Source organism: Wolbachia endosymbiont of Drosophila tsacasi (assembly GCF_028982115.1).
Lineage (GTDB): Bacteria > Pseudomonadota > Alphaproteobacteria > Rickettsiales > Anaplasmataceae > Wolbachia > Wolbachia pipientis_B.
Genome location: NZ_JAPQLJ010000043.1, coordinates 1 through 25,025, shown reverse-complemented (window position 1 = coordinate 25,025; position 25,025 = coordinate 1). Strand labels below are relative to the sequence as shown.

Sequence of the window (25,025 nt, the reverse complement as noted above, 5' to 3'; positions counted from 1 at the left end):
ATGAATCCAAGGTTAAAGAAATTTTTGGTTGTTTGTGGTTTTATTTTATTCTTACTTTTTACTTATTACTATTTAAGTCTTCTCGTCGACTATATCCTTAACCCGATTCTAGTTCGCCCTTGTGAGGACTTAATTAGTAATTTTTATACCTATTTATCTACAAGCACCTCTAGCCCTGCACTAGCATTTTTGGCTACAGGTTTTATTTTTATTGCTGCATTTATTTGTCTGAATAAAATGCTTCTTCCTTTGCAAGAGAAAATCATAAACAACTATAACTCATTTAAAAATGACAACATTGATAGTAATAGCACGTTATTTGAGATTTATAATGATCCGACAATAAAACTAAAGGACAAAATCTTATTCTTCAATATACACTTGATATATTACCTACAGCTTCCGTTTTTGTACGTTGCATCAAAGGTATCAGCTCTACGTAGGTTTCTTATATTTAATTTTGGTTTATTATTGTTAAATTATGCACTGCTAATTCCAGTAGCACTCCTCGAGTTAATAAAGTATCCATTGATAAAGCTCTTCTCACCTTTGGGTTTGAATGTAAAGCAGCTAAGCTTTTTGTTTAATGTAAGTGATGTGGGTACTGGCAATCAAAGTGTTCATACTAGAAGTTTTCAGCAAAGCGTTATTGCATGTGCCAAAAAATTAAAGGAAGAACATGGTACTCCGTCAGATAAGTTGGATGAAGAGTTTAAAAGTTATATAAGCGGTTTAACAAGTCAGCAAAAACGAATGATAGAACCTTATCTAAGATTGGATGGTTATGAAACTGGGGAGTGGGTAAATTGGGTAGATTCACAAACCGGATTGACATTGACACAGGCTATAAATTTAGTTTTAATTGCGGCAAGAAAGCAAAATGCAGATGTAGAATTATTGAAGTCTATATTACTGGTTCGCTTTGAGGAAAGTGATCGCCAATGTGGTCCTGGAATGCTCAACCGTATCATTTATGCATTAAGTGGCCTTGAAGCAGAAAATAATTTTGCAGCTCAATTAGAGCCTCAGATAATAGGAGAGTTGGCCGGTAATGCTACTAAAAGATTTTTTGAGAGATCTGTGGATAAGCATTACTATAAAATAAAAGTTTTGAAAGAAAATTTTGATAATTTGTATTCACTGAGTTCTGGAGTGGATTTGAGCAATGTAAGTGATGAAGTAAAGGACGGAATTTCTTATACAAGAAATGCTATAAAAGAATTTGTGTTTAAGGAATTATATGTAAAGTTTTATAACGACTATGGAGGACATATTAGAAGAGGTGAGATAAAGCAAAGACTAATGGAATTAATAACAAATGAAGTTGTAGATGCGGCAATATACTCTAAAATAGATGATATAGCAATTCCTCCAGTACCACCTACTTATCTTGAAAGAGTAAAAACATTTTTTGGAGGTCATGCAAGGTCTTCTGCTGCTTAGCGATGGGCTCATGTTATGGCAGAAAATTTTGACTTTAGCTAAAAACCATCTGGCACCTATGGTTTTTTATAGTTTTGTCTTCCCTTTTCTGAATGGTTTGCAAGCTGCTGTAGCTAACCCAAGAAAGGTTTCCCTACGTCATACCGCTGCGGTATCTCATCCGCTAACAAGCAGCGGGATGACGAATTGCTTAACCGTCATTCCGCCGCAGACCGTCATACCACCACGAACCGTCATACCGCGATTCATTCGCGGTATCTCTTGGCCGCTAACTCGTAGCGGGATGACAGTTGTCGTTTAGTTGCAAACATTAGGAAATTTACCAAATGAAAAAAAAGGCAAAAGAAGCCCTGGTCATTGTCTATTTTCAGTATTTAGCATTTTTTAAGTCTTAAACACTGCAATTTAGCTGCTTTTAAACCGCAACTAACCTTAGCTAAAATGTTTAAGAAATTTACTAAGCAGAAAAAAAGGCAAAGAAATCCCGTGGTAATTAGTGTTCACTCTCTAATCCTGCAAATTGGCGTACTGTACTGTCTTAAACGACTTATAAGCGCGTTTCAGCTTATATAGGCAAAAACCTAGAAATGTTGTGAAGACATAGGATGCACATAGTGCAAAAAATTAAAAATAAGACGCCAACTACGTTGTTTTCTTGCTGTTTAATCTGCACAGATGAAGATAACTGAATAGCTTCACTATCATGATAAGGGAGGTGGCGGAGTTTGTCAAGTAAGTTTTTTCGTTTCTGCGAGCTACCTGAGCTTATTGACTTCATTAGAGCCAAAACTCTTGAGACCTAGGTGATAATTCTATCTAAAAGGATGCCAAAAAAGAGAAGCAACCCTACGTAGGAATTATTTTTAAATATGGACATGCATTGACTGGGATCGTCAGGATTGAAATTTTTGTATTGGCGGTGAAATATGAACCCTACAGCAAGTAAAGCAATATAAAAGATGTTATTTAATGATGATAAGATACCAGCATATAGCCACGTCATAAGAGATATTAAATAAAATCTTTTCAACCAAGATTTTGTTGTATCACCAAAATATAATGCGGTAGATTTCATTCCGAGTTTTTCATCATCTTTTTTATCTTGATGAGCGTATATGGTGTCATAGCTAAGTGTCCAAAAGACGCATCCTATATAAAACAGCAAGGATTCTATACTGATCTGGTTTATTATTGCTGCTGAGCCCATGAGCGATCCCATATTGAAGGTAAACCCTAAGAACAATTGTGGCCACCAAACATACCGCTTTAATAAAGGGTAAGTAGCTATCATACACATTGAGATTATTCCAAGTATGAGTGTGGTTTTATTAGTTAACAATAAAATTACCAAAGCGATAGATAGTAGCAGTGAGAGTAAAACCAAAGCCTGCTTTATGTTTAATGCACCACTTGCAAGTGGCCTATATTTTGTTCGTTCAACGTGCGCATCTATTTCCCTATCGAAAATATCATTAATTATGCACCCTGCAGGTCTCATTAAAAATGCACCTATAGTGAACAAACCAAGGAGAAAAAGAGCCTGATACGATAGAGAAGTTGAGGCTAAAAGAATACCGCTCAAACTGGAAAATAGCACAAGCCATAAACCTGTTAAACTGTGCAATCTCATTAATGAAAAGTAATGGTTGAAATACATTAATTAAGTGTGATTATGTAATATTTTGCTTACATTAACAAAATTATCGAACGCTAAATCAGGCTTGAAAACTAACTCAGGTATAAATCGCAAATCAACATAACACAATATAGATTTACGTATTGACCATGCAGATTGGTTCATTTCATTAACAACAGTGTTAATATCACAATTATTCTCAGAAGGTTTCGAAAAAGGATCTCCAATGCGTGATGCTGAAATCCATGTACTTTTTTCTGAATCTGAGTAGTCAGCTATTTGGATATTCAATGAAGATAACACAATATATACATCTGCTTTTTTCAGATCTTTACTTAATTTTACGTCAGATACCGCTACATTTTTATTGAACACCTTACCTTCCATTAGGACTCTTGATATTGCTCTATGCAATACCGATGCTATTTTTAGGTTTCTAATTTCCTTTTTCATATCCATCTACTATAACACCCTTTCTTTTTGCACTAATTGATAAGCTTCCAAAATATCTCCAACTTTAATATCAATATTACCCTCTAGTGATACTCCGCATTCAAAGTTTACACCTACTTCTTTAACATCATCTTTAAATCTACGTAGTGCTTTTAACTTTCCTTCATGCACCAATTTGCCACCACGCACTACCTTAATTAAAGAATCTTTTCTTATGACTCCATCACTTACGTAACATCCAATGATATTACCAGCTTTAGATACGTTAAATATTTGCTTCACAGATGCAGAACCAACACGCACCTCTCGTGTAACAGGCTTTAACATTTTAGTTAAATACATTCTCATGTCGTCAATGAGCTCGTATATTATGTTATAAGTATGTATTTCTACACCTTTTTGTTTTGCCAAGTCCCTTGTTTTTGAGTCCACTTTTACATTAAAAGCTAAAATTACTGCACTTGATGCTTCTGCAAGCAGCACATCTGAATCTGTTATCCCTCCTACTGCTTTGTGTAGGATATTTAATTTCACTTGGTCTTTACCGAGTTTATCAATTGAACTTGATATTGCTTCAATAGAACCAGTTACATCGCACTTTAAAACTACAGATAGTTCTTCTGTTTCACTGTTATTACGACTGAATATATCTAAATTATTATCGTCTGAATCTTCTTTCTTTTTCTTGATCAATTCTAGCCTGTATTCAACAATTTCACGCGCCTGCTTTTCAGAGTTTACAACAACAAATTTATCTCCGGCATTTGGTACGCCATTTAGACCAGTGATTTCAATTGGAGCGGAGGGTAGTGCTGCTTTTTCTCTTTGACCAAGGTGATTAACCATACTACGTACTTTGCTGTATGTTGTACCAACTACCAATATATCACCAACCTTTAACGTTCCTTCCTCAACTATCAATGTAGCTGATATTCCTTTCGCTTTATCTATTTTGGATTCTATTACCCATCCAAGTGCTCGACAATCTTCTATTGCTTCTAGCTTCATTAATTCAGCGATTAACAAAATCGCCTCTTCTAGTTTATCTAAATTAGTTTTCTTTTTTGCTGATACTGGCACAATCATAATATCACCACCAAGCTCTTCAGAGATGAGATCATATTGAGGCAAACTATTAATTATTTTTTCTACATCACCAGGCTCAGATTTATCAATTTTATTAATAGCAACTATAATAGAAACATTTGCTGCTTTTGCATGATTTATTGCTTCAACTGTTTGTTTCATGATTCCATCGTCAGCTGCAACTACTATTACAACTATATTAGTAATATTTGCACCACATGCACGCATCGCAGTGAACGCTTCATGTCCTGGTGTATCAATAAAAGTAATTTTTTGCTTATCTTTTGTTGTCATTTGATAAGCACCTATGTGTTGAGTTATGCCACCTGACTCTCTTTCTGCAACATTAGATTCACGAAATGCATCGAGCAGTGAGGTTTTACCATGATCGACGTGTCCCATAAAAGTGACGATTGGTGGTTTAGGTTTTTTAGGCAGGCTTTCTCTGCCTTCTATAAAAAATAAATCCTTTTCTCTGTTGGTATCGCTCACTCGTTTAGCCGTATGATTAAATTTTTCCACTATTTCAGATGCTATATCTGGATCTACCAAATCATCCACTCTATAACTCTCACCGACTTCTTCTTTGAACATTCTTAGCACACTCTTGCTATCTTCTGCCATGCGAATAGATAACTCCCTGATAGTTATTTTGTCTGGTATAATAACTTCTCTTGATATATTTTTACCCTTAGTAAACTTTGACTTTTTACTTCTTATACCAAATCTTTGCTTAAATACAGGGGGTTGTTCAGGTTTTTCACCTATTGCCTGTGCAATTATCAGTTTAGAATGCTTAGAATATATATCTTTGTTGACTTTAGAAGACTTTTTATCGTCGCCCTCATAGTCAATATTATCTTCTCTTAGTTCAACTAAGTGAGTATTACTTAAAACTTTCTTATTTATTTCTTTAGATAAAGTGTCCGCTTCATTTTTCTCGTCAATCTCTTTATTGCTATCTTCTTTTGCTGTTTTCTCTTTTTCTTCTCTCTGATTTCTTTCTTTCAGCAAAGCAGCATTCTGCACAGCATTAATGCGGAAAATTTGTTCTTTCTCTGTTAAAGAACCTAATTTACTCTCGTCAAATAAATTATGTTCTTCTGCATCATGAGATTTTTTTCTTCTTTTTTTTACTATTGTAGCTCCAGTACTTGGGCTAGCTGAAGAGTTTAAATTGAGGTCTAATTTAAGCTTGCTTAAGCCTTGGAGCGTTAATTTTTTATTACTGATATCTTCATTATTCATATTATTTTATTATATTAACCCAAGCTTTTTACGTGCTTCTATGATTATTGAGTCTACTGTATCTTTTAGATTTTCTTTACTATCAGCTGAGGAAGAGAGTATGCTGCAAAACTCATAGCTTGATAAATCTGCTATGTCCTCTAAAGTCTTAATATCATGTTTACTAAGAGCAATTTTATTGTCTATTGATAAAGTTAAATTGATTACATCATCTTCCATACCCAGACTTTTTAGCTCTTCTATTTTTCTATCATTTTCTGCTTTCAGATACTTGTTTGCTCTATTATGAAGTTCGTTTGCAATATCCTCATTAAAGCCCTCTATTGAAGCAAGCTCTTTAATTGAAGCGCTGGATATATCTTCTACGCTTGAAAAACCTTCTGTTACCAATAGCTGACCCATAATCTCTTCTAAGTTTAAAGCTTCAGCAAATAAAGCTGAACATTGACTAAGTTCTTTGCTTCGCCTTTCTGATTCTTGCTGAGTGCTTAATATCTCAATTTTCCATCCAACAAGCTCTGAAGCTAATCTTACATTCTGGCCCTTTTTTCCTATAGCTAAACTCAATTGATCTTCAGCAACTATTAACTCTATGCAATTTTCATTTTCATCAATAATAACCTTCGATACTTCTGCAGGAGTAATGGCTTTAATAACAAATTGACCCAAATCTGAGGAGTAATTTATAACGTCGATTTTTTCACCATTTAATTCGTGTATAATAGTTTTTATTCTATCTCCCTTAACTCCAACACAAGCACCTACTGGATCAATGTTCTTGTCAGGAGAGAAAACAGCAACCTTAGACCTTGAGCCGGCGTCTCTAGCTATACCTTTAATTGTTACTAACCCGTCAGCAATTTCTGGTATTTCTTGATTTAATAATGCCTCTAAAAAGCCTTCATGAGTCCTAGAAAGAATAATTTGACGTCCATCATCAGAGCGCTTAACGGTCTGTATGTAAGTTTTAACCTTATCGCCTTCACGAAATGATTCACCACCGGTCAAATTTCGCAATGGAAGATATGCCCTAGTGCCATTTATGTCTATAATAAGATCTGAATATTCTACTTGTTTAACAATACCATACCTTATTTCTCCCACCTTATCTTTAAATTCCTCATATTGCTTTTTTGACTCTTCATCTTTAATTATTTGAGCAATCTTTTGCTGGGCAATCCTTGCTGAAGCAAGATCAGTGTTAAGAGAGAGCAATTCACTAACAGTATCTCCAACTTTTGCATCTCCTTTTATTAATTTAGCTTGTGTCAGCGTAATTGATTCATACTCAGTGTTCTCTTCTTCATTTGATTCGTCATCAATAACTTTTAGTTTTCTGTATGAAGTAACTTTGCCTGTATTTCTATCTATATTAACTACAATTTTACTTTTGCTACCATATTTTTGATAAGCCACTGCTTCTATAGCACTTTCTAGTGCCTTTATTACAACATTAAAATCTAAACCTTTTTGAAGTGAAAGTTCTCCTGCTGTTTTTATTACATCAAGGCTTCCAACTATGTTATTCTTGTTACTTTTCTGTTTAACACTGCTTTTACGATTAGCAATCATAATAAATAAATCCAATGTAATTAGTTATAATTATAGCTTCAACGGGTAAAGAACGCTATCTTAAATGTTAAATGATTGTTAATTTAAGTCAAGTTTTTTCATGTCTTTGTATGACAAGCAACGCCGGAGTAAAGAATAAAGTTAAGACCGTTGCAGCCAATATTCCACTTGCTATGGTTGTTGAAATGTCAACCCACCACTGGCTTGATGGAGAATCATACGTGATTTGTAGCATAAAAAAATTGATATTTAACCTGGTAATCATCGGTATTAAACCAAGAACTGTGGTTGCAACGGTAAGCAATATTGGCCTAACGCGAGAAATTGCAGCGTTTATTACACATCGCTTGGTGTCATTTTTGTGTACCTTAATTTGGTGATGAAAGGCATCAAGCAATATTATGTTATTATTCACTATAATTCCTGCCAAAGCAATTATCCCCACTCCACACATAACAACTACGAAAACTTGTTGGATAAGAAAGAAAACAAAAAACACACATGTTGTGGATAAAAACACTGCTGTCATTACGATAAATGTATGGTATACATTATTAAACTGTGTCACTAATACCAATATCATTAGTGTAATTGCTAATATAAAAGCCTTTAACAAAAATGTTCCTGATTTTTGTTGATCTTCTTTGTCGCCTTTAAAATCAATTTTTACTCCCTTGTCCCAATCCTGGGCAATAGAATTCTGAATGAACTTTACTCTTTCATTAACAAGATAGCCTGTATTCACATCAGCGGAAATAGTCACTGTACGTAATCCATCAATCCTATTTAGTTTGTTTGCCTTTTTTTCGGGAGCATATTTTACTATGTTGCTCATAGGATGCGGGCCATTAACTGTATTGATAAAAAGATTATCTATAGTCTTCATGTTGCGGTTCCTTCTGGGGAAACGGAGTACAATATCGATTTCTTCATCCGTGTTATTTGGTCTATATTTTCCAATCAACACTCCATTTGTAACCATCTTTATAAAATCGCCAATGGTTGCAACACTTGCTCCAGAACTTGTAGCCTTACTCTTATCAACACTCATATTCCACTCTATTTCAGGTGCTGATCTGCTATCTTGAATATTTATAAACCCGGATGAAGGTTGGTCCATAATTTTTAGAATTTTTTCTGCTGCTAGATTCAGATTGTATGCACTTCCGCTGAGGTTAATTTGTATTGGCTTGTCAGCCGACGGTCCTAACTTTTCCTCTTGAACATTAATTATTATTCCTTTCATGTCTTGCACACTGCTTCTTATATCGTTTAATATGTGCTTAGCTTTGCGCCTGAAGCGCCAATCCATAAGTTCTAGTTGAATTCTGGCGATAACGTTGTCTGAAAATGCTCCTGATCTAGCATAAGAAACATGAATTTCTTTTTCAACGCTCAAAATGCGTTCTTCCACTTCTTTGAGTATCAGATCTCGTTCTTTAGCTGATAAGCTTTCTTTTGCTTTAACACTGATTAAAATATTATCTGAATCCATTTTCGGAAAAAACTTCACTCCAGGACCAAAGGTAAAGTACAGGACACTAAATGAGAACAGGACGAATACAGTAGCACATATGAATTTTTTAGGATGATCTAAAACCTTCTCTAGCATGCGTGTGTAAGCTCTTACTTATAGGCCCAGCATTTTTTATCTCACCACTTTCTATAGCACTCATTTTTTTTATTTCTTTTTTTGAAGTTATCGAAGGCTTGCCAAATATTGCACCAAGTGTTGGTATAAAAACCAAAGCCATAATAAGCGATCCAGTTAAAGTTAAAATTATTGTAATTGGTATGTACTGCATGAATTTACCAACAGTATCAGGCCAGAATAATAGAGGAAAAAACACTGCTAATTTAGTTAACGTCGATGATAGAACTGGATAAAACATATCACGAACTGAAGTGTGAAAGGCTTCTACTTTGTCCATTTCGCAGATCATCTTTCTATCGGCATATTCGCTAATCACAATTGCATCATCAACCAGCATGCCAACAGCCATGATTAAACTGAAGAGCACAACGATATTTAAGGTTATGCCCATAAAGTAAAGAGCTATTATCCCAATGAAAAAGGAACCGGGTATCGAGAGTGCCACAAGAATAGCAATCCTTGTTCCCATAGAAAGCATCATTATGATCAATATTAACAACACAGCAAATATTATGCCGTTTTCCAAGTCATCAAGCACATCGCGGACGTTTTTTGACTGGTCATTTAAGTACACCACTTTTAAATTTTCAGGTAATTGATCTTTTGCCTTATCCATTAAGTATTTTACTTGATTTACTGTGTCTATTATGTTTTTTCCGTTACGTTTTGAAATTTCTAGCACGACACTAGGTAATCCATTAATGCGAGCAAACCCTTGGTGATCTTCAAACCTAGGGTATACTTTTGCTATATCTTTGATTCTCAAAACTGCATTGCCTTGAGATCTAATAGGAATATTCATAATATCTTCTATATCTTTTAATAACCCTGATATTTTAATCGAATATTTACCGGTGTCATTTTCCAGTGACCCAGCTCCCACTAGTCTATTATTGCTTGATATAGCTTGGAATATTTCGTTTGATTGAATGTTATATTTTGTTAGAACTGTGGGCTCAATTATAACTTCCACTGTTTCTTTACGCATACCCGCCACTTCAACTTTGAGAACATTTGGCAGAGATTCTATTTCTTTCTTTAGCTTGCGTGCTATTTCAGTTAAGGCTCTTTCTGGCAAATTACCAATTAAGCCGACATTGAGTATCGGAAATAAGCTCAAGTTTATTTCATTGATTATCGCAGATTCCGCTTCAACAGGTAACTTCGATTTTATGTTTGAAAGCTTTGAACGGACATTATCAAACACTTCTTTATTATCATACTCTGTTCCAAATTCGAGTATCATGTGAGCACCATCATTAGTTGCAAAAGCTCTCAATTCTCTTACACCTTCGATGGATCTTGGTTCATTTTCTATAGGAAGCACTAATAGCTTTTCACTATCTTGAGCAGAAATCCCAGGAAGCCCAACAAACACGCTGATTATAGGAATCTGTATATCAGGGTTACTTTCCCTTGGCATTTTTACATAAACGTATGAACCGAAGATAAAAATTACTATAAGTAATAATACCACCGCCCTGTTTCGCTCTATGAGTAAGCTCTGCATGTTGAATGTTAACTGAATATGTGCGTTTGTACAATATTATAGTCGAGATACATTGCATATTAATTAATCCTTGTATAGCTTTAAAACTTTACGCAAATAATTAAAATTTTCGCAAAATTGCAAGTATAAGAAAATTTCTGTATAATAATTCTAGAACAGTATTTGAGAGGTTATTATGGTGGCAATTCTAAATATAACAAAAGGCAAAAATAAAGTTATTGTGTCTGGACTAGCTGGGGCTTTATCAGCTTTAATATTTTTAACAGCAATTCACATTGCTGCAAAGATAGCCATTATCGTTTCTGCTGCTACAGTTACTTACTTATTACTTTTGCTGATTCATAAAATAAGAACTAAAAAAGAACAGCCTGCTGAAATTACTGGTGTTTCAGGAGATAAAGTTTCAGAAGATGAAGGTTATAGCAGTGTTGATGAAGGTGAAGAAAAAGATACCGCAAAAGAACCAGAAAGAACTGAAGCTGAGCTAGAAGAAGAAATGAAAATGGACTACCTAAACATATGGATTTCAAAGGTAATTCACTTTCTAAAAGCGCTGATACTAAAGATAGTCATTTCGTTTCTAGTGCTACAAATATTGTTATGGAATCTTTACCTAAACACATGGATGCGCTTGGTAATCCACTTCCTGAGCAGCCATCGGGCGACCTTACCAATATAAGCACGAAAAAACTCTCTCCTGTAGACTTGCTATTACAGTACGGAAATGTAGATAATGATGTAAGAAAAATGCTAGAACAGCCAATTACCCAAAAGGGGTTTAATGGATTAGGATTTGATAGATAGTTGTTGTATTAACCTCTTCATCTTATATTGAGAATCAGATGCAATGCCATACACTCTATTTGGCGGAGCAGTTTTGTTCTCTATACCAAAAACTATACCTTCAATTATTGCTGTGAGTACTTTTTCAAGGTTACAGTCTGCTCCAGGAACACGATGCTCTAGGCGGCATCTTTTGGAATCGTTGCCAAAATAGGGAATTCTTATCGCAGCAGTTCTGTTATTTACTCCCCAACTAATTGTAGTTGGAGTATGAATATCTGGGTACTGAAATCTTAAATATGAATCATCATTTGGAGCAAAAAACAACATATGTTTTTTCATCATTGCACATAATCCACCAATACTATGAATCAAATAATCACTATACTTTTGCTCATTGATATAAAATAAGTTATCGTTATTTGAATTCACGAGATTAACATGCACATTTAATGCACTGCCTGCTCTATCCAAATAAGGCTTTGCTTTAAAAGAAACATTCCCGCCAAATTTTTGTGCTGTTTCAGTAAGTAATTGTTTCGCTAACTCAAAATGCTTAATTAAATTGTCAGAGTTCGTATAACAACCACTTTTTATCTCATATTGATGTGTAGAATTCTCCTTCTCGCAAGAAAATTCAAGAGATGCTATTTTATTTTTGATGCTACTCAGAAATAAATATTCTTTTTCTATTCCTTCAATGTAAAACTCTAGTTCAATACCGAATACAGCATGACAACTCGAATTACTTAATATAATCATAAATTTGCTTCAGTAAATCTATATTAGGTTAGCTATATTTATATGAATACTTTACTTGTTTGCCAGTAAATTTAACATCTTATTTATACATAATGTATTACTATTTTTAATAGCAGGCTTCTAATCCTCGATACAAGCGACATTTACAAATTGATCATTTTTGTGAAATAAAAATGATCAATTTTAGTGTTTTTATACCCTTTACAACCCATCAAAAAATCACCATAATTTTTAGCGTGTGTTTAAGTAGTATTAGCTTTTTATTTTATAGTAAACTATTGATTATCTTATATTTTCTAATTATTATTTTTTCTTGGTGTGGTGTATGAACTTAATTAACCCTAAGGTTTCTACTATGTTTTTTGACCAGATTGTTACAATGACGGATTATAATACCGCTTGGGAAAAAATCCAAAGTTGTCTTTATAATCTTTATGGAGAAGCAACATACAATAGCTGGCTAAGTTCACTTAAATTTGTTAGCAGCAGAAATGGAGAAGTCTTATTGTCTGTATCAACAAGGTTTATAAAAGAGTGGATCACAGTTCATTACATGGAAAAGATATTATCATTATGGCAAAACAAGAATGAAAGTATACGTTCTATTGATATTCAGGTCGCTGAAGAAAAAAATCTAAATTCTAATGTTATACTGAAAGACAGAGAGGATAGTAATCATAGTCTTGGCTCGCCACTTGATCCAAGGTTCACTTTTGATAATTTTGTAGTGGGAAAACCGAATGAATTGGCATTTACAGCAGCAAAGCGTGTGGCAGAATCTGTGGATCCAATACTAGGTAGCAATCCTTTGTTTTTGTATGGCGGAGTGGGGCTTGGTAAAACACATCTAATGCACGCCATAGCTTGGCATATAGTCAATTCTCCATCAGCAAAAAGAAAGGTAGTATACTTATCAGCAGAAAAGTTTATGTACCAATATATTACAGCTCTACGAAGCAAAGACATTATGTTATTTAAAGAGCAATTTAGATCAGTGGATGTACTGATGGTAGATGATGTGCAATTTATCGGTGGTAAAGATAGTACACAAGAAGAATTTTTTCACACTTTCAATGCATTGATAGACCAAAATAAGCAATTGGTTATATCAGCTGATAGGTCTCCTAGTGATCTTGATAGAGTGGAAGAAAGAATAAGATCACGACTCGGTTGGGGGTTGGTGGCAGATATTAATGAAACAACTTTTGAATTAAGGCTTGGTATATTGCAGGCAAAAGTGGAGCAGATGAATATGTATGTTCCGAAAGATGTCCTAGAGTTTTTAGCAAGGAACATAAAATCTAATATAAGAGAATTAGAAGGAGCATTAAATAAGGTTACCCATACCTCATTAATTGGAAGAAGTATGACGGTAGAATCAGCTAGTGAAACCCTAATCGATCTTCTTAGGTCAAATCATAGGTCGATCACAATAGAAGAAATACAAAAGAAAGTAGCTGAATTTTTCAATATAAAGGTTGCAGATATGCAATCCAATAGAAGACTTCGCAGTCTTGCAAGGCCAAGACAAATAGCTATGTATTTTGCCAAAAAATTTACGCAAAAAAGCCTACCAGATATTGGGAGAAACTTTGGTGGCAGAGACCATGCTACCGTTATACATGCAGTAAAACAAGTAGAAAATTTTATAAAGACCGACTCAAAATTTGCTGATGAAATCAATCGATTGAAAAAAATGTTTAAGTAGCGTTTTTAAAATAGCTAATAACAAGTCCTAAAATGAATCTACTATAGTTTTAATCCGTTTAAGTTTAAAATCTTCTGTTAGCTTCGCAGAATACATTTCCTTATTGTGTTGATTATAGAAGGTAAATTCGTGATCATCTAAGTTTAGTATTGCAAAGCCAAAGCCGAAAAAATTTCTAACCTCGTGTGCTAAGTAGTTTCTACCATTTGGATAGTCGAATTCTACATTTTGATAAACACGCTCTTGGTCTTGAGCGTGTAATGATGCACCGCCATTTCCAACTATAATCTGGTCTGGAACATTATCCATTAATAAAATCTGGGCTATATGAATGTGGCCAGAAACTATGGTAGTAACATTGCTTGGAAATTTATCTCCAAAAGCTTCAATTTGTGTAAGATTACCATGGCTTTTTAATGTCAAAAATTCTTTTTTTGGAGATCTCCAAAGCGATTTATGAGTTAAAAACCACGTAGGCTTATCTTGTATCAATTTATCAAATTGCCTTTCAAAAGCATCAATTGTGCTTTGGGTTGTAAAAATATCCTCACCGAATGAAGAGTCGAAGATAAAAAATTTCATCGGTCCAGCATCTAAGGACCAACTAGAAACGAAGTTTTCACATTTTTCAGACGAAAAGGGGTATGAATCTAGATACCTGAACCATCCTTCATAAGCTCTATCACAACTCTCATGGTTTCCACGAACAAAAAGGAAAGGGGATTGTAATGAAATATCCTTTGCAGGCTCAAACCAATCAGCGTACCAAGCTTTTTTATTATATCCATAAATATTGCCACACTTTTTTGTATTTCTACATTTTGTTTGTCTATAATGATAATCACCAACATGGATAATTAAATCTGGTTTATGAAGAGCGATTGAATCTAAATTTTTTTTTAAAGGCCAGCTATCTACCGAATTACATTCCTGCTGAAATAACATATTGATTCTACAACCAGTATCACCAATAAAAGCAATTTTATTAACCTTTTCTGGTAATATAGGAACTCGTAGATCCTCAATACTAATGTTTTTGGCACTTGTTCGTACTGTCAGTTCACAAACTGTTTCGTTATGATCACCATTGTTAATTGAGCTGCGATTCAGCATTTCTATTTCTTCGCCATCGACATAAACAATGGGACACATGTCATTGTCTGTAATTGCACGTATGCTTAATTTATTTTCTTGGATAACTTGAGACCATGTGTATAATATCTGTGCATGGACGAAATGAAAGCTAGTTATAAGAGAGAGAGCTAAAAAAATAAAGATACTAGCTACATTCATTTGTATAAAAACCTAAGTTAAAAATTATTAGTAAGGTTATCTTAAATGATTAAAATTTATAATCAAATTATACAAGTAATTTCTAGATTATTCTAGTATCAGATTGACACTCTAGATGAAAAATTCTAAAATGATTAAGTAATTTAAAATAATTATATAAAAACTAGAATATAGTGCGGCCGTGGTGGAATTGGTAGACACGCAGCGTTGAGGTCGCTGTGGCTCATAAGGCCTTGGAAGTTCGAGTCTTCTCGGCCGCACCAGTTTTTTTATCGCTGTTTCATATGGGTAAAAATGTTTATAGGAAATCAAAGTAGCAATAAGGTAGAAAGAGCTATCAGCGAAGTCAGGCGCGGCTGGCCAATTGTAATATATGATGAAAGTAATTACCTATTGCTTGCTGCTGCTGAGGTTTTAGAAAGAGATTTGTTTAATCAATACAAGCTTATATCAAGTAATGTATATGTTACTTTAACTTCAAGTAAGGTAAAATACATATCTCAGAATAAAGAACATAGCAGCAAACGTCTGTTGATAAGCAATTTTGATGAACTGTTCCATTTAATAAACTGTTCAAAGGAAGATAGCATAAAAGAGTTGCAATGCTCAAAGACAATAGATGCGTATGCTGTTGCCTTGCTTAAGTTCTCAGAATTATTGCCATACGCGTTAGTGGCTGATATGACTTTTGAGAATAAGCATGAAATGCGAAATTGGTGTAAAGAAAATGACATTATTGTACTAGATACGTTACTCGTAAATGATTTTCAACAAAATCAGAGTGTGTATGAAGTGTGCAAGACATCATTGTTTTTAAAACAGACTCAAGAAGTAGATATCATATCTTATAGAACCGAAAGTGGCGGAAAAGAACATCATGCAATTATCATTGGCAATCCAGATAAAGATGGCGAACCATTAGTAAGAATTCATTCTTCGTGCTATACGGGTGATTTGTTAGATAGCTTATCATGCGATTGCAGAAGTCAGTTACATCAAGCAATTCAAATGATAGCTGACTCTGGAAGTGGTATTATATTGTATTTGATGCAAGATGGAAGAGGCATTGGTTTAACTAATAAGTTAAGAGCGTACAGTGTGCAAAGAGGACATAATCTTGATACTGTTGATGCAAACAGAATATTAGGTTTTGAAGATGATGAAAGGAGTTTTGCTATTGCAGCTAAAATGCTTAAGAAATTGAACATTAACAAAATCCAATTACTTACAAACAATAATAGGAAATTGTCAGAATTGGAAAATAGTGGTATAGGAGTTACAAAGTGTCTACCACTTATTGTGGAACGTAATAAATATAACGATTCATATATGGAGACAAAGTTTGGTAAGCTAGGCCATAAGTTAAGAGTTTTTTAGCTTTTTTGTTGTAACTACTTTGTTAATTTACTATGTTTATTAACACAAGTTAAGATTTTTAGGAATACTAAAATGCTAAGATTTTTTAAGCGAGAAAAAAATACTGAATCCTTAGATAAGGATATAGATTGGAATTCAAACCGCTACAGCACAGTTGTTGCTCAAAGGAATATTCTACTTTTATTTGCATTAATATTATTAGCAACGATCTCTATCAGCATATTAGTCATATTTAAAATTAGCACAAGTAGCACTATTGAGCCATTTGTTATAGAAATTGAGAAGAAATCAGGAATAGTACAATTGGTTGATCCTGTTACAGTAAAGCAGTATTCTGCAGATGAAGTGCTAAACGAATATTTTATTTCAGAGTATATAAAAGCAAGGGAGGTTTTTGATCCATATAATTATAATTATAATTATTATACAAAGGTGAGGTTGTTTTCCTCATCTAATGTGTATAATGAATTTAGAAATCACATAGGATCGCAGAATATGGATGATCTTTTTAATTTATACTTAGATACCAAAAGTAAATTTAAAATTCGTTCAATTCAAAAATTGGGTAACGATGCTCTTCAGGTGAGGTTTTTTATGGAATTTACACGGAAAGATGGAAGTTCCACAAGAAAAAATAAGATAGTTATTATGTCATATAGATATGCATCGCTTGAAATGGATGATCAGCAAAGATATATTAACCCATTAGGATTTCAAGTTATTTTATATAGAGTAGATGATGAATATGTATAGGATATTATTAGTTTTAGCTTTACTTGTAAGTAGCAATTTAAACGCATCCATTAATTATAATGAGCCTATTTCTGTAGATAGTAGAATAAAGACTTTTGTGTATAGCCCTAATGAAGTATTTACGGTGGTTTTTAGTCAAGGTTACTATTCTTATATTGAATTTGCAGAAGGAGAAAAAGTTAAAAATATCGCTGTTGGTGATGCATCAAGTTGGAAAATTAATCCTTATGACAATAAATTGCTTATCATGCCATTTGAAGTTAGTAGCCGCACTAATATGATCATTACGACAACTAAAAAAAGAAATTACATTTTTGATTTAATCTCAAGGCCAAACTACGATAAATACCCAGATACTGATGCTAAGAAAGTGGGTCACGATTATTCTGCTGAAAAGGATATATCTTACGTAGTACGTTTTTATTATCCTCAAGAAGAAGGTGAATTTGATGTTGATTTAGATGAGGTTTCTTTACCTACTCAAATGCAATATACTACAGACAAGCCAGAAAAAATAATACAAGAAAATGATACGAAGTACAATTATACATATATTGATGAAGGTGGTAATGCGGATATAGTTCCAATTGAGCTATTTGATGATGGTTATTTAACCTATTTAAAATTTAGAAATAATAATAGAATACCTCAGATTTTTGTAGAAGAGGAAGATAAACCTTGTAAAAGGCTGTTATTTGATGATTATGTTATAATAAAAGGAGTACATAAAAAGCTATTTATGCGTTATGAAGATGGTGAAGTTGAAATTATAAATAGGTCACTTTAGCTGTGGTATATGCAATATGAATAAAGAAAGGCGTAACAATTCAGAAGATGAATCAGAAATAGAGAACAAGGTAGTAACAGTTGGCTCTAATCAAGGTCATAGGGCATTGATGGTCATTATTTTAGTGCTTCTGGTTGGTGGAGTGTATTATCTCTATTTTAGTCCTTCTCATAAAGAGGGTTCAGAAGTTATTAAAAAAGAGGAAACAAAGCAAAATGTTCAAGAATTGAAGGGAAGGTTGGAACAAATTCCAGATAATGTAATGGTTCCTGAAAGAATAATAATTGATCCCTTACCACCCTTACCTCCTCTTCCTACACCACCAATCATACCAGAAATAAAACAAATTAGAAAAGAAGAAGAGAAACCAAAAGAAACTCCTGTGTCAAATATACCTATTTTGCCAAAGCAAAATTTTCCTTCTAGTAATATTATGGGCAATTTACCTACCTCGTTTCCTACAATAGGGGGTGGCGGTTATCCTAGAGATAGACGTAGTGTACAAATGTTAACAATTTCAAGTGATGGTGGAGAGAACAAGGCTGCTGCTGCTATTTTATCTGACACTTCAGCACAATCGAGCAAAGCTACCAGAGTAGGAAAGCTTGGTTTAATGGTTACTCAAGGTAAAATTATTGATGCCGTTCTTGAAACTGCAATAAACTGTGATCTGCAAGGAATGCTGCGTGCTATGGTGAGTAGAGATGTTTATGCAGAAACTGGTGATACAGTTTTAATACCTAAAGGCTCAAGATTGATAGGCAGTTATTCATTTGACTCGAATGTCGCAAGAGCTCGTGTAAATATAAATTGGAACAGAGTGATTCTTCCTCACGGAATAGATATTGCTATCTCATCACTTAGTACTGACGAGCTTGGTAGAGCAGGCATTGCAGGAATAGTTGATAATAAAATAGTAAGTGCATTATTCTCTTCAGTTGCACTTGCTGGTGTTTCGATTGGTTCAGCTGTTATAGGGCAAAAAGCTTCTAATCTTGTTAACGAATCAACCGTTGTGGGCATGGTGAGATCTATTACTGCAACTGAAATAGATCTTTCCTCACTCAAAGATGTTATTAAATTAGAAGGAGAAGAGAAAATATCTAGTGACAAATGGAAACTTGGTCTTGGAGCTATTGGAAAAATTCGGAACGCTAAAAATGAGCAGGATTTGCTGAAAATAATGAAAAAGGAAATAGCAAAAGCACTAAGCGTTAATGAGGGTAATGTGAATATAAGCCTGGAAGATGTAAATCAACTGTTACAACAATTTCAAAGAGAAAGCAAGTCTGTTTATGAAGAAGCAATAGGGAAGTCAATCAATGATTTTTCTAAAGATATGCGAGATATAGTTAACAAACATACAGATAAAGAACCAACTGTTTATGTTAATCAAGGCACCGCATTGAAAGTATTTGTTAACCAAGATATAGTATTTCCTCCACAGGCAATATTAAATCAATGAAATGAACTATGCTGCACTTGACACATATTTGGAGCCATTACAAGGCATATTTCAAGAAGAAGGCATAAATGAAATATCAATAAATAAGCCAAAGGAAGTATGGATTGAAAATCGCGGTGAAATAAGGTGTGAAAAATTAGAAGTATTCGATCTTAACCATTTGAAATCTCTTGGTAGACTGATTGCTCAAGCTACAGAACAAAAACTTAGCGAAGAAGCACCGTTACTTTCGGCGACATTACCAAATGGTTATCGTATACAGATAGTATTTCCACCAGCATGTGAACCTGATAAAGTAGTCATGTCGATTCGTAAGCCTTCTAGCATGCAATTAGCACTCGATGATTACGAAAAAATGGGGGCTTTTTCTGAAACTGTTACAGAAGCAACTGATAATCCAGCTGACCGTCATTTGGATTTACTGTTAAGGCAAAAAAAAATAAAAGAGTTTTTAGAATACGCTGTAATAAGTAAGAAAAATATTATAATTAGCGGTGGAACTTCCACTGGTAAGACTACTTTTACTAATGCTACTTTGCGTGCTATTCCAACTGAGGAAAGAATTATTACTGTTGAGGATGCAAGGGAAATCGTTTTGAACGAACATCCCAATAAAGTCCATCTAATTGCCTCTAAAGGAGGGCAGGGTAGAGCAAAAGTAACCACTCAAAATTTGATAGAGGCGTGCTTACGTTTAAGGCCAGACAGAATAATAGTTGGTGAGCTCCGTGGAGCGGAAGCTTTTAGTTTTCTTAGGGCGATAAATACTGGTCACCCTGGATCAATATCAACCCTTCATGCGGATAGTCCAACAATGGCCCTTGAGCAAGTAAAATTGATGGTTATGCAGGCAAATCTTGGCATTCCTCCAGACCAAATTATACCATACATTAGAAATGTGATTGATATTGTTATTCAGCTAAAAAGAACCGGTGGGGGCAAAAGAAGCATTTCTGAGATATTATTTACTAGATCTGCGAGCAAAAATGCTTAAATTTATACATAAGTTAAAAAAGAGTAGTTTATGAGTAATGGAAATCACCTACGTAATATTCTCATAGGAGGTGTAGTAGCTTTTAGTGTACTTGAGTTTTGCTTCTATCTATCTGGTATATTGTTCTTTCTATTAGTTGACGGTCCGGATGCTGTGGATTTTAAGGCAATTAATCCTAGTTTGACGCCTTTTCCTCAAGCTCTTTGGCCAACGATTTTTGATCATATACAATATTGTTGGCACCACCCAGAGTTATATAGCCTTGAGCTCAAATTTAAATTAATTCTATCTTCTACAATGCCTATTGTTGTTTTAATGATTATCTTATGGAATTTAAGAGAAAGGATAATTGAGTGGCGACCATTTAAAAAGAAAGAATCACTTCATGGAGACTCGCAGTGGGCATCAGAGAAAGACATACGAAAAGCAGGATTAAGAAGCAAAAAGGGATTATTGCTTGGTAAAGATAAAAGAGGATACTTTCTTGCTGATGGGTTTCAGCATGCATTGTTATTTGCACCTACAGGTTCTGGTAAGGGTGTTGGCTTTGTAATTCCTAATTTATTATTTTGGACTGACTCAGTAATTGTACACGACATAAAATTAGAAAACTATGAAATAACAAGTGGTTGGCGAGAACGACAAGGACAAAAAGTATACGTATGGAATCCAGCGCAGCCAGATGGAATAAGTCACTGTTATAATCCATTACAATGGATTAGTAAAAAACCTGGGCAGATGGTTGACGATGTGCAAAAAATAGCTAACCTCATCATGCCTGAACAAGACTTTTGGCAAAATGAAGCAAGAAGCTTATTTGTTGGAGTGGTGTTATACTTACTTGCTGCACCAGAGAAAGTTAAATCTTTTGGTGAAGTTGTGCGTACGATGCGTAGTGATGACGTAGTTTATAATCTTGCTGTTGCTCTTGATACAATGGGTAAGATAATACACCCTGTAGCATATATGAATATTGCAGCTTTTTTACAAAAAGCTGATAAAGAAAGGTCGGGTGTTGTATCAACTATGAACTCATCGCTTGAATTGTGGGCAAACCCATTGATTGATACTGCAACTGCGTCAAGTGATTTTAATGTTTTAGATTTTAAAAAGAAGAAAACTACAGTTTATGTTGGTTTAACTCCTGACAACTTGACTAGGCTCAGGCCTTTAATGCAGGTTTTTTACCAACAGGCAACTGAGTTTCTATGTAGGAAATTGCCATCAGATGACGAGCCTTATGGCGTATTGTTTTTAATGGATGAGTTTCCTACACTTGGAAAAATGGAGCAATTTCAAACAGGTATTGCATATTTTCGTGGTTATCGAGTTAGGTTATTCTTAATTGTTCAAGATACTGAGCAGCTCAAAGGAATATACGAAGAAGCAGGAATGAACTCCTTTTTGTCAAACTCGACTTACAGAATAACTTTTGCAGCCAATAATATTGAAACAGCTAATTTAATATCGCAACTTATAGGAAACAAAACTGTACAACAAGAATCGTTGAATAAGCCTAAATTTTTAGATTTAAATCCTGCTTCAAGGTCGTTGCATATCTCTGAAACACAGAGGGCATTGCTATTGCCTCAAGAAGTTATTATGTTGCCACGCGACGATCAGATAATTTTAATAGAGTCGACTTACCCAATTAAATCAAAGAAAATTTTGTACTATAGTGATAGCACCTTCACAAAAAGACTGCTCAAGCAAACTCGTGTGCCTACACAAGAACCATATGACCCAAACAAAGTTCTTTCTGCTGCTGCGAGCAAAGATAAGGTTAATAATGAGGGGAATAATGCTCTTGAGGGGCCTAACTCAGTTGATTATCCTGCTGAAACTAAAACAGAAGATGCGGTGTATGATGAATCAGATGAATTTGCAGACGAAGGTATTGATGATGAAGATATTGACGATAAGTTTGAAGATGATGATGACTGGTTTGATGACGAGAGGAGCGATGATGGGTTTGATGACGAAGACGAGGAGGATGAATTTGAAGATGAGGATATTGACGATAAATTAAAAAATGATCAAAAATAAAGGTTGATTTTGCCTATTTTTTAGCTTAGAAAAGTGCAAAATAATTAGGTTTTTCATATTAAACCATTTTTAATTAATTAGTATTAGATTAGCTAATTTAACTAGGGGAGTAGTAATGATTAGTAAAAAAACATTAGCAGTTACAGCACTTGCTTTGTTGTTATCACAACAATCCTTTGCAGGTGAAACAGAAGGATTTTACTTTGGTAGTGGGTATTACGGTCAATATTTAAATTACATAGGTGAGTTGAAAGCAAAAACTGGAGATACTGCTGCTACAGCTACCAATAATGTATCTGTAAATGACAGGAGTGCTCAGAATACAGAAGGTCAATTACTAAGTAAGTATAAAGGAGATTACAATCCACCTTTTGCTGCAAATGTGGCACTTGGTTACACAGGAGAATTGGGTAACAACAGCTATAGGGCTGAATTGGAAGGGATGTATTCTTCTGTAAAAGTGGATAATATTGGTTTAGCAAGCAGTCAAATGACGGCGTCATACGTAAAAGTAGTTAAAGATCAAAATAGTGCAGAAGAAAAACATTTATATGGTGCTATAGTGAATCATGACCAAATTGAGAACATATCTGTAATGGCAAATGTTTATCATCATTGGAAAAGTGACCGTTTCTCTTTTTCTCCTTACGTTGGTATTGGAATCGGTGCAACAAGAATGACGATGTTTGAAAAACCGTCAATAAGACCCGCAGGTCAATTAAAAGCTGGCTTTGATTATCGCATAAACGAAGATGTAAATATGCATATCGGATATAGAGGTTTTGGTGTTATGGGTAACAATTTTACATTTCAAGCAATGCAGAAAGCAGTAAAAAAAGCAAATGGTACATCTAGTATTATTGATGAAAAAGATGCACTAAAAGAGGATATAAATGTAGGTAATCAACTATTTCACACACACGGCATAGAGGCTGGCCTTACTTTCCATTTTGCTAGTAAAGCTTAAACATGTTGCCCTTTAAAAAATGTATAAAACCGTTCCTGTCATCCTATGGCTTGACCATAGGATCTAGTTAAATATATAGCTAAAGTGGCTTAGGTTTACCTACAATTTGAAAAACAACAAGTCCGTCATTCCGCTACTTGTTAGCGGAATCTATGCTGAGATGCTGCGGCGGTATGACGTAGGGAAACCTTTCTTGGGTTAGCTATAGATCCCAGATATCAACTATGTTTTTTTAAAAGTTTTTTATTTGTGTAACTTTGTTCAATTATGTGGGCAATAAAAACCCGTGTGTCATAGAAATAAAATTTTATATCAAACAGCTGTCACAACAATTTCTGCTTAGCTAATGAATATGTGCTTTAAGTCTGTGTGGACGCACATATTCATTAGCTAATTTCAGTTACCGTTGTAAGAGTATGCAAATTAATTGCTTCTTTAAGTCTTGCATTAGCAATTACTATAATTTTTCGCATTAGAGCTGTTATAGCCACCATCTTCTTCTTACCACTTTCAATAAGCTTAGAATAAAAGGCACCAAGTGCAGATTTGGACCTTGCAGCAGCCATGGTTGCTGTAAAAAGCTTTGAACGAACGTTACTTCTTCCACCTATAATCCTTCGGTAGCCAATAGCTTTACCACTTTCCTTAGGATGAAGCGCAACACCTGCAAGGCTTGAAATTTGCCTTTTATTTAAAGAACCAAGTTCCGGTATGAGACACAATAAACATTGAGAGGTTTTTCTACCTATTCCAGGAACTGTTTCAAGAATTTTTTGGCATTATTGCAATTCAGGATTTTCATTGACTATTTTTTGTATAGCTTGATCAAGCTTTTCTACCTGGTTGTTGAGGAATTCAATAGCTTGTTGACAACTTTCCTTAATGTAATCATTTCCAGGAGTTTTTAGCCTATTCTTGTCTTGAACAAGCATTTTCGTAATATCGTCACGACGCTGACAAAGTGCAAACAAGGTGGTTTGTTCTTTTGAGATAGGTGTAAATAGCTGCAGATGTCTACACCGCTCAGAACCATATTGGGCAAGCGCTTTTGCATCAAGACTTTGCCAAAGTTCCATGAGATAGAATGAAGTTTTTAACTTGACGAGTATTAGCACGATGCACAGCAATTTTTCTATCAATAAGAAAATACAATAAGCCAAGCTCATAACCTCCTGTAGCTTCTAAAATTGCCATGGAGTTAGGCAAGATATTTGAAAATTTTTGGTAGAATTGTTTCCAACCAACACAACTATTGTCAAATTTGATGACACCTTTTTGTTCATTAACTGCAGTAACAAATTCAAGTTTTCCAATATCAATGCCAATAAAATTTTGATAAGATGTAACCATAAATAACCTCGAGAGTTTTAGTTAAAGTTTAAGATTGTAAACGGGTGCATATATATGTCCCAAACAACTATTTAAACGTCTCGAAGGATAGGCTTGAGTACCTTGACTATCTACGTATGTTATAATACTACCGTCTTA

Annotated in this window: 15 protein-coding genes, 1 tRNA gene and 3 pseudogenes; 11 read left to right on the top strand and 8 right to left on the bottom strand. The window is 34.4% G+C overall.

Annotation, left to right across the window (positions count from 1 at the left end):
* Complete coding sequence (locus OZD70_RS03035) at positions 1-1,443, top strand: hypothetical protein (protein WP_275020805.1); 1,443 nt, start codon at positions 1-3, stop codon at positions 1,441-1,443.
* A 799-nt stretch (positions 1,444-2,242) separates the two neighbouring features.
* On the opposite strand, the gene ubiA is transcribed toward OZD70_RS03035, so the two are convergent.
* From ubiA to OZD70_RS05910, 5 genes and pseudogenes are all read right to left on the bottom strand, one after another.
* A complete protein-coding gene (ubiA, locus tag OZD70_RS03030) occupies positions 2,243-3,100 on the bottom strand; it encodes a 4-hydroxybenzoate octaprenyltransferase (protein WP_275020803.1) in 858 nt (285 codons plus the stop codon).
* A gap of 3 nt (positions 3,101-3,103) precedes the next feature.
* On the bottom strand, positions 3,104-3,532 hold the full coding sequence (locus OZD70_RS03025) for a ribosome-binding factor A (protein WP_275020801.1): 429 nt from the start codon (positions 3,530-3,532) through the stop codon (positions 3,104-3,106).
* A 9-nt stretch (positions 3,533-3,541) separates the two neighbouring features.
* Positions 3,542-5,866, bottom strand: coding sequence for a translation initiation factor IF-2 (gene infB, locus OZD70_RS03020; protein ID WP_275020799.1), 2,325 nt, complete (start codon positions 5,864-5,866; stop codon positions 3,542-3,544).
* Positions 5,867-5,875: 9 nt separating this feature from the next.
* Complete coding sequence (nusA, locus tag OZD70_RS03015) at positions 5,876-7,438, bottom strand: transcription termination factor NusA (RefSeq protein WP_275020797.1); 1,563 nt, start codon at positions 7,436-7,438, stop codon at positions 5,876-5,878.
* 88 nt (positions 7,439-7,526) lie between these two features.
* Positions 7,527-10,602 (bottom strand): annotated as a pseudogene (locus tag OZD70_RS05910) (efflux RND transporter permease subunit).
* Between the two features lie 175 nt (positions 10,603-10,777).
* Here OZD70_RS05910 and OZD70_RS03000 point away from each other — a divergent pair.
* A pseudogene (locus OZD70_RS03000) lies at positions 10,778-11,406 on the top strand (hypothetical protein).
* On the opposite strand, the gene OZD70_RS02995 reads toward OZD70_RS03000, so the two are convergent.
* Complete coding sequence (locus tag OZD70_RS02995) at positions 11,389-12,147, bottom strand: type I glutamate--ammonia ligase (protein WP_275020789.1); 759 nt, start codon at positions 12,145-12,147, stop codon at positions 11,389-11,391. The pseudogene OZD70_RS03000 and the gene OZD70_RS02995 overlap by 18 nt on opposite strands.
* Before the next feature lie 325 nt (positions 12,148-12,472).
* On the opposite strand from OZD70_RS02995, the gene dnaA reads away from it, so the two are divergent.
* Positions 12,473-13,855 carry a chromosomal replication initiator protein DnaA gene (gene dnaA / locus OZD70_RS02990; protein ID WP_275020788.1) on the top strand — a complete coding sequence of 461 codons (1,383 nt, stop codon included), beginning with the start codon at positions 12,473-12,475 and terminating at the stop codon, positions 13,853-13,855.
* Between the two features lie 27 nt (positions 13,856-13,882).
* Here the strand turns inward: dnaA and OZD70_RS02985 are convergent, their stop codons facing one another.
* Positions 13,883-15,148, bottom strand: a complete 1,266-nt coding sequence (locus OZD70_RS02985) for a metallophosphoesterase family protein (protein WP_275020786.1) — start codon at positions 15,146-15,148, stop codon at positions 13,883-13,885.
* Between the two features lie 175 nt (positions 15,149-15,323).
* Between OZD70_RS02985 and OZD70_RS02980 the strand changes: the two genes are divergently transcribed.
* From OZD70_RS02980 to OZD70_RS02945, 8 genes are all read left to right on the top strand, one after another.
* A tRNA-Leu gene (locus tag OZD70_RS02980) sits at positions 15,324-15,411 on the top strand.
* 31 nt (positions 15,412-15,442) lie between these two features.
* Positions 15,443-16,525, top strand: coding sequence for a GTP cyclohydrolase II (locus OZD70_RS02975; RefSeq protein WP_275020785.1), 1,083 nt, complete (start codon positions 15,443-15,445; stop codon positions 16,523-16,525).
* 72 nt (positions 16,526-16,597) lie between these two features.
* Complete coding sequence (locus tag OZD70_RS02970) at positions 16,598-17,278, top strand: VirB8 family type IV secretion system protein (protein ID WP_275020783.1); 681 nt, start codon at positions 16,598-16,600, stop codon at positions 17,276-17,278.
* Positions 17,265-18,065 (top strand): P-type conjugative transfer protein VirB9, encoded by an 801-nt coding sequence (virB9, locus tag OZD70_RS02965; RefSeq protein ID WP_182183934.1) that lies wholly within the window; start codon positions 17,265-17,267, stop codon positions 18,063-18,065. The genes OZD70_RS02970 and virB9 overlap by 14 nt, the downstream gene beginning before the upstream one ends.
* A 16-nt stretch (positions 18,066-18,081) precedes the next feature.
* Positions 18,082-19,530: a TrbI/VirB10 family protein gene (locus tag OZD70_RS02960; protein WP_275020781.1), complete on the top strand. Its 1,449-nt coding sequence runs from the start codon at positions 18,082-18,084 to the stop codon at positions 19,528-19,530.
* Between the two features lies 1 nt (position 19,531).
* Positions 19,532-20,524 carry a P-type DNA transfer ATPase VirB11 gene (virB11, locus tag OZD70_RS02955; protein ID WP_275020779.1) on the top strand — a complete coding sequence of 331 codons (993 nt, stop codon included), beginning with the start codon at positions 19,532-19,534 and terminating at the stop codon, positions 20,522-20,524.
* Between the two features lie 30 nt (positions 20,525-20,554).
* Positions 20,555-22,570 carry a type IV secretory system conjugative DNA transfer family protein gene (locus OZD70_RS02950; protein ID WP_275020777.1) on the top strand — a complete coding sequence of 672 codons (2,016 nt, stop codon included), beginning with the start codon at positions 20,555-20,557 and terminating at the stop codon, positions 22,568-22,570.
* 115 nt (positions 22,571-22,685) lie between these two features.
* Entirely contained in the window at positions 22,686-23,537 is an 852-nt protein-coding gene (locus tag OZD70_RS02945; protein ID WP_275020775.1) for a P44/Msp2 family outer membrane protein, read from the top strand.
* Between the two features lie 386 nt (positions 23,538-23,923).
* Here the strand turns inward: OZD70_RS02945 and OZD70_RS02940 are convergent.
* A pseudogene (locus OZD70_RS02940) lies at positions 23,924-24,887 on the bottom strand (IS110 family transposase).
* Positions 24,888-25,025 lie beyond the last annotated feature (138 nt).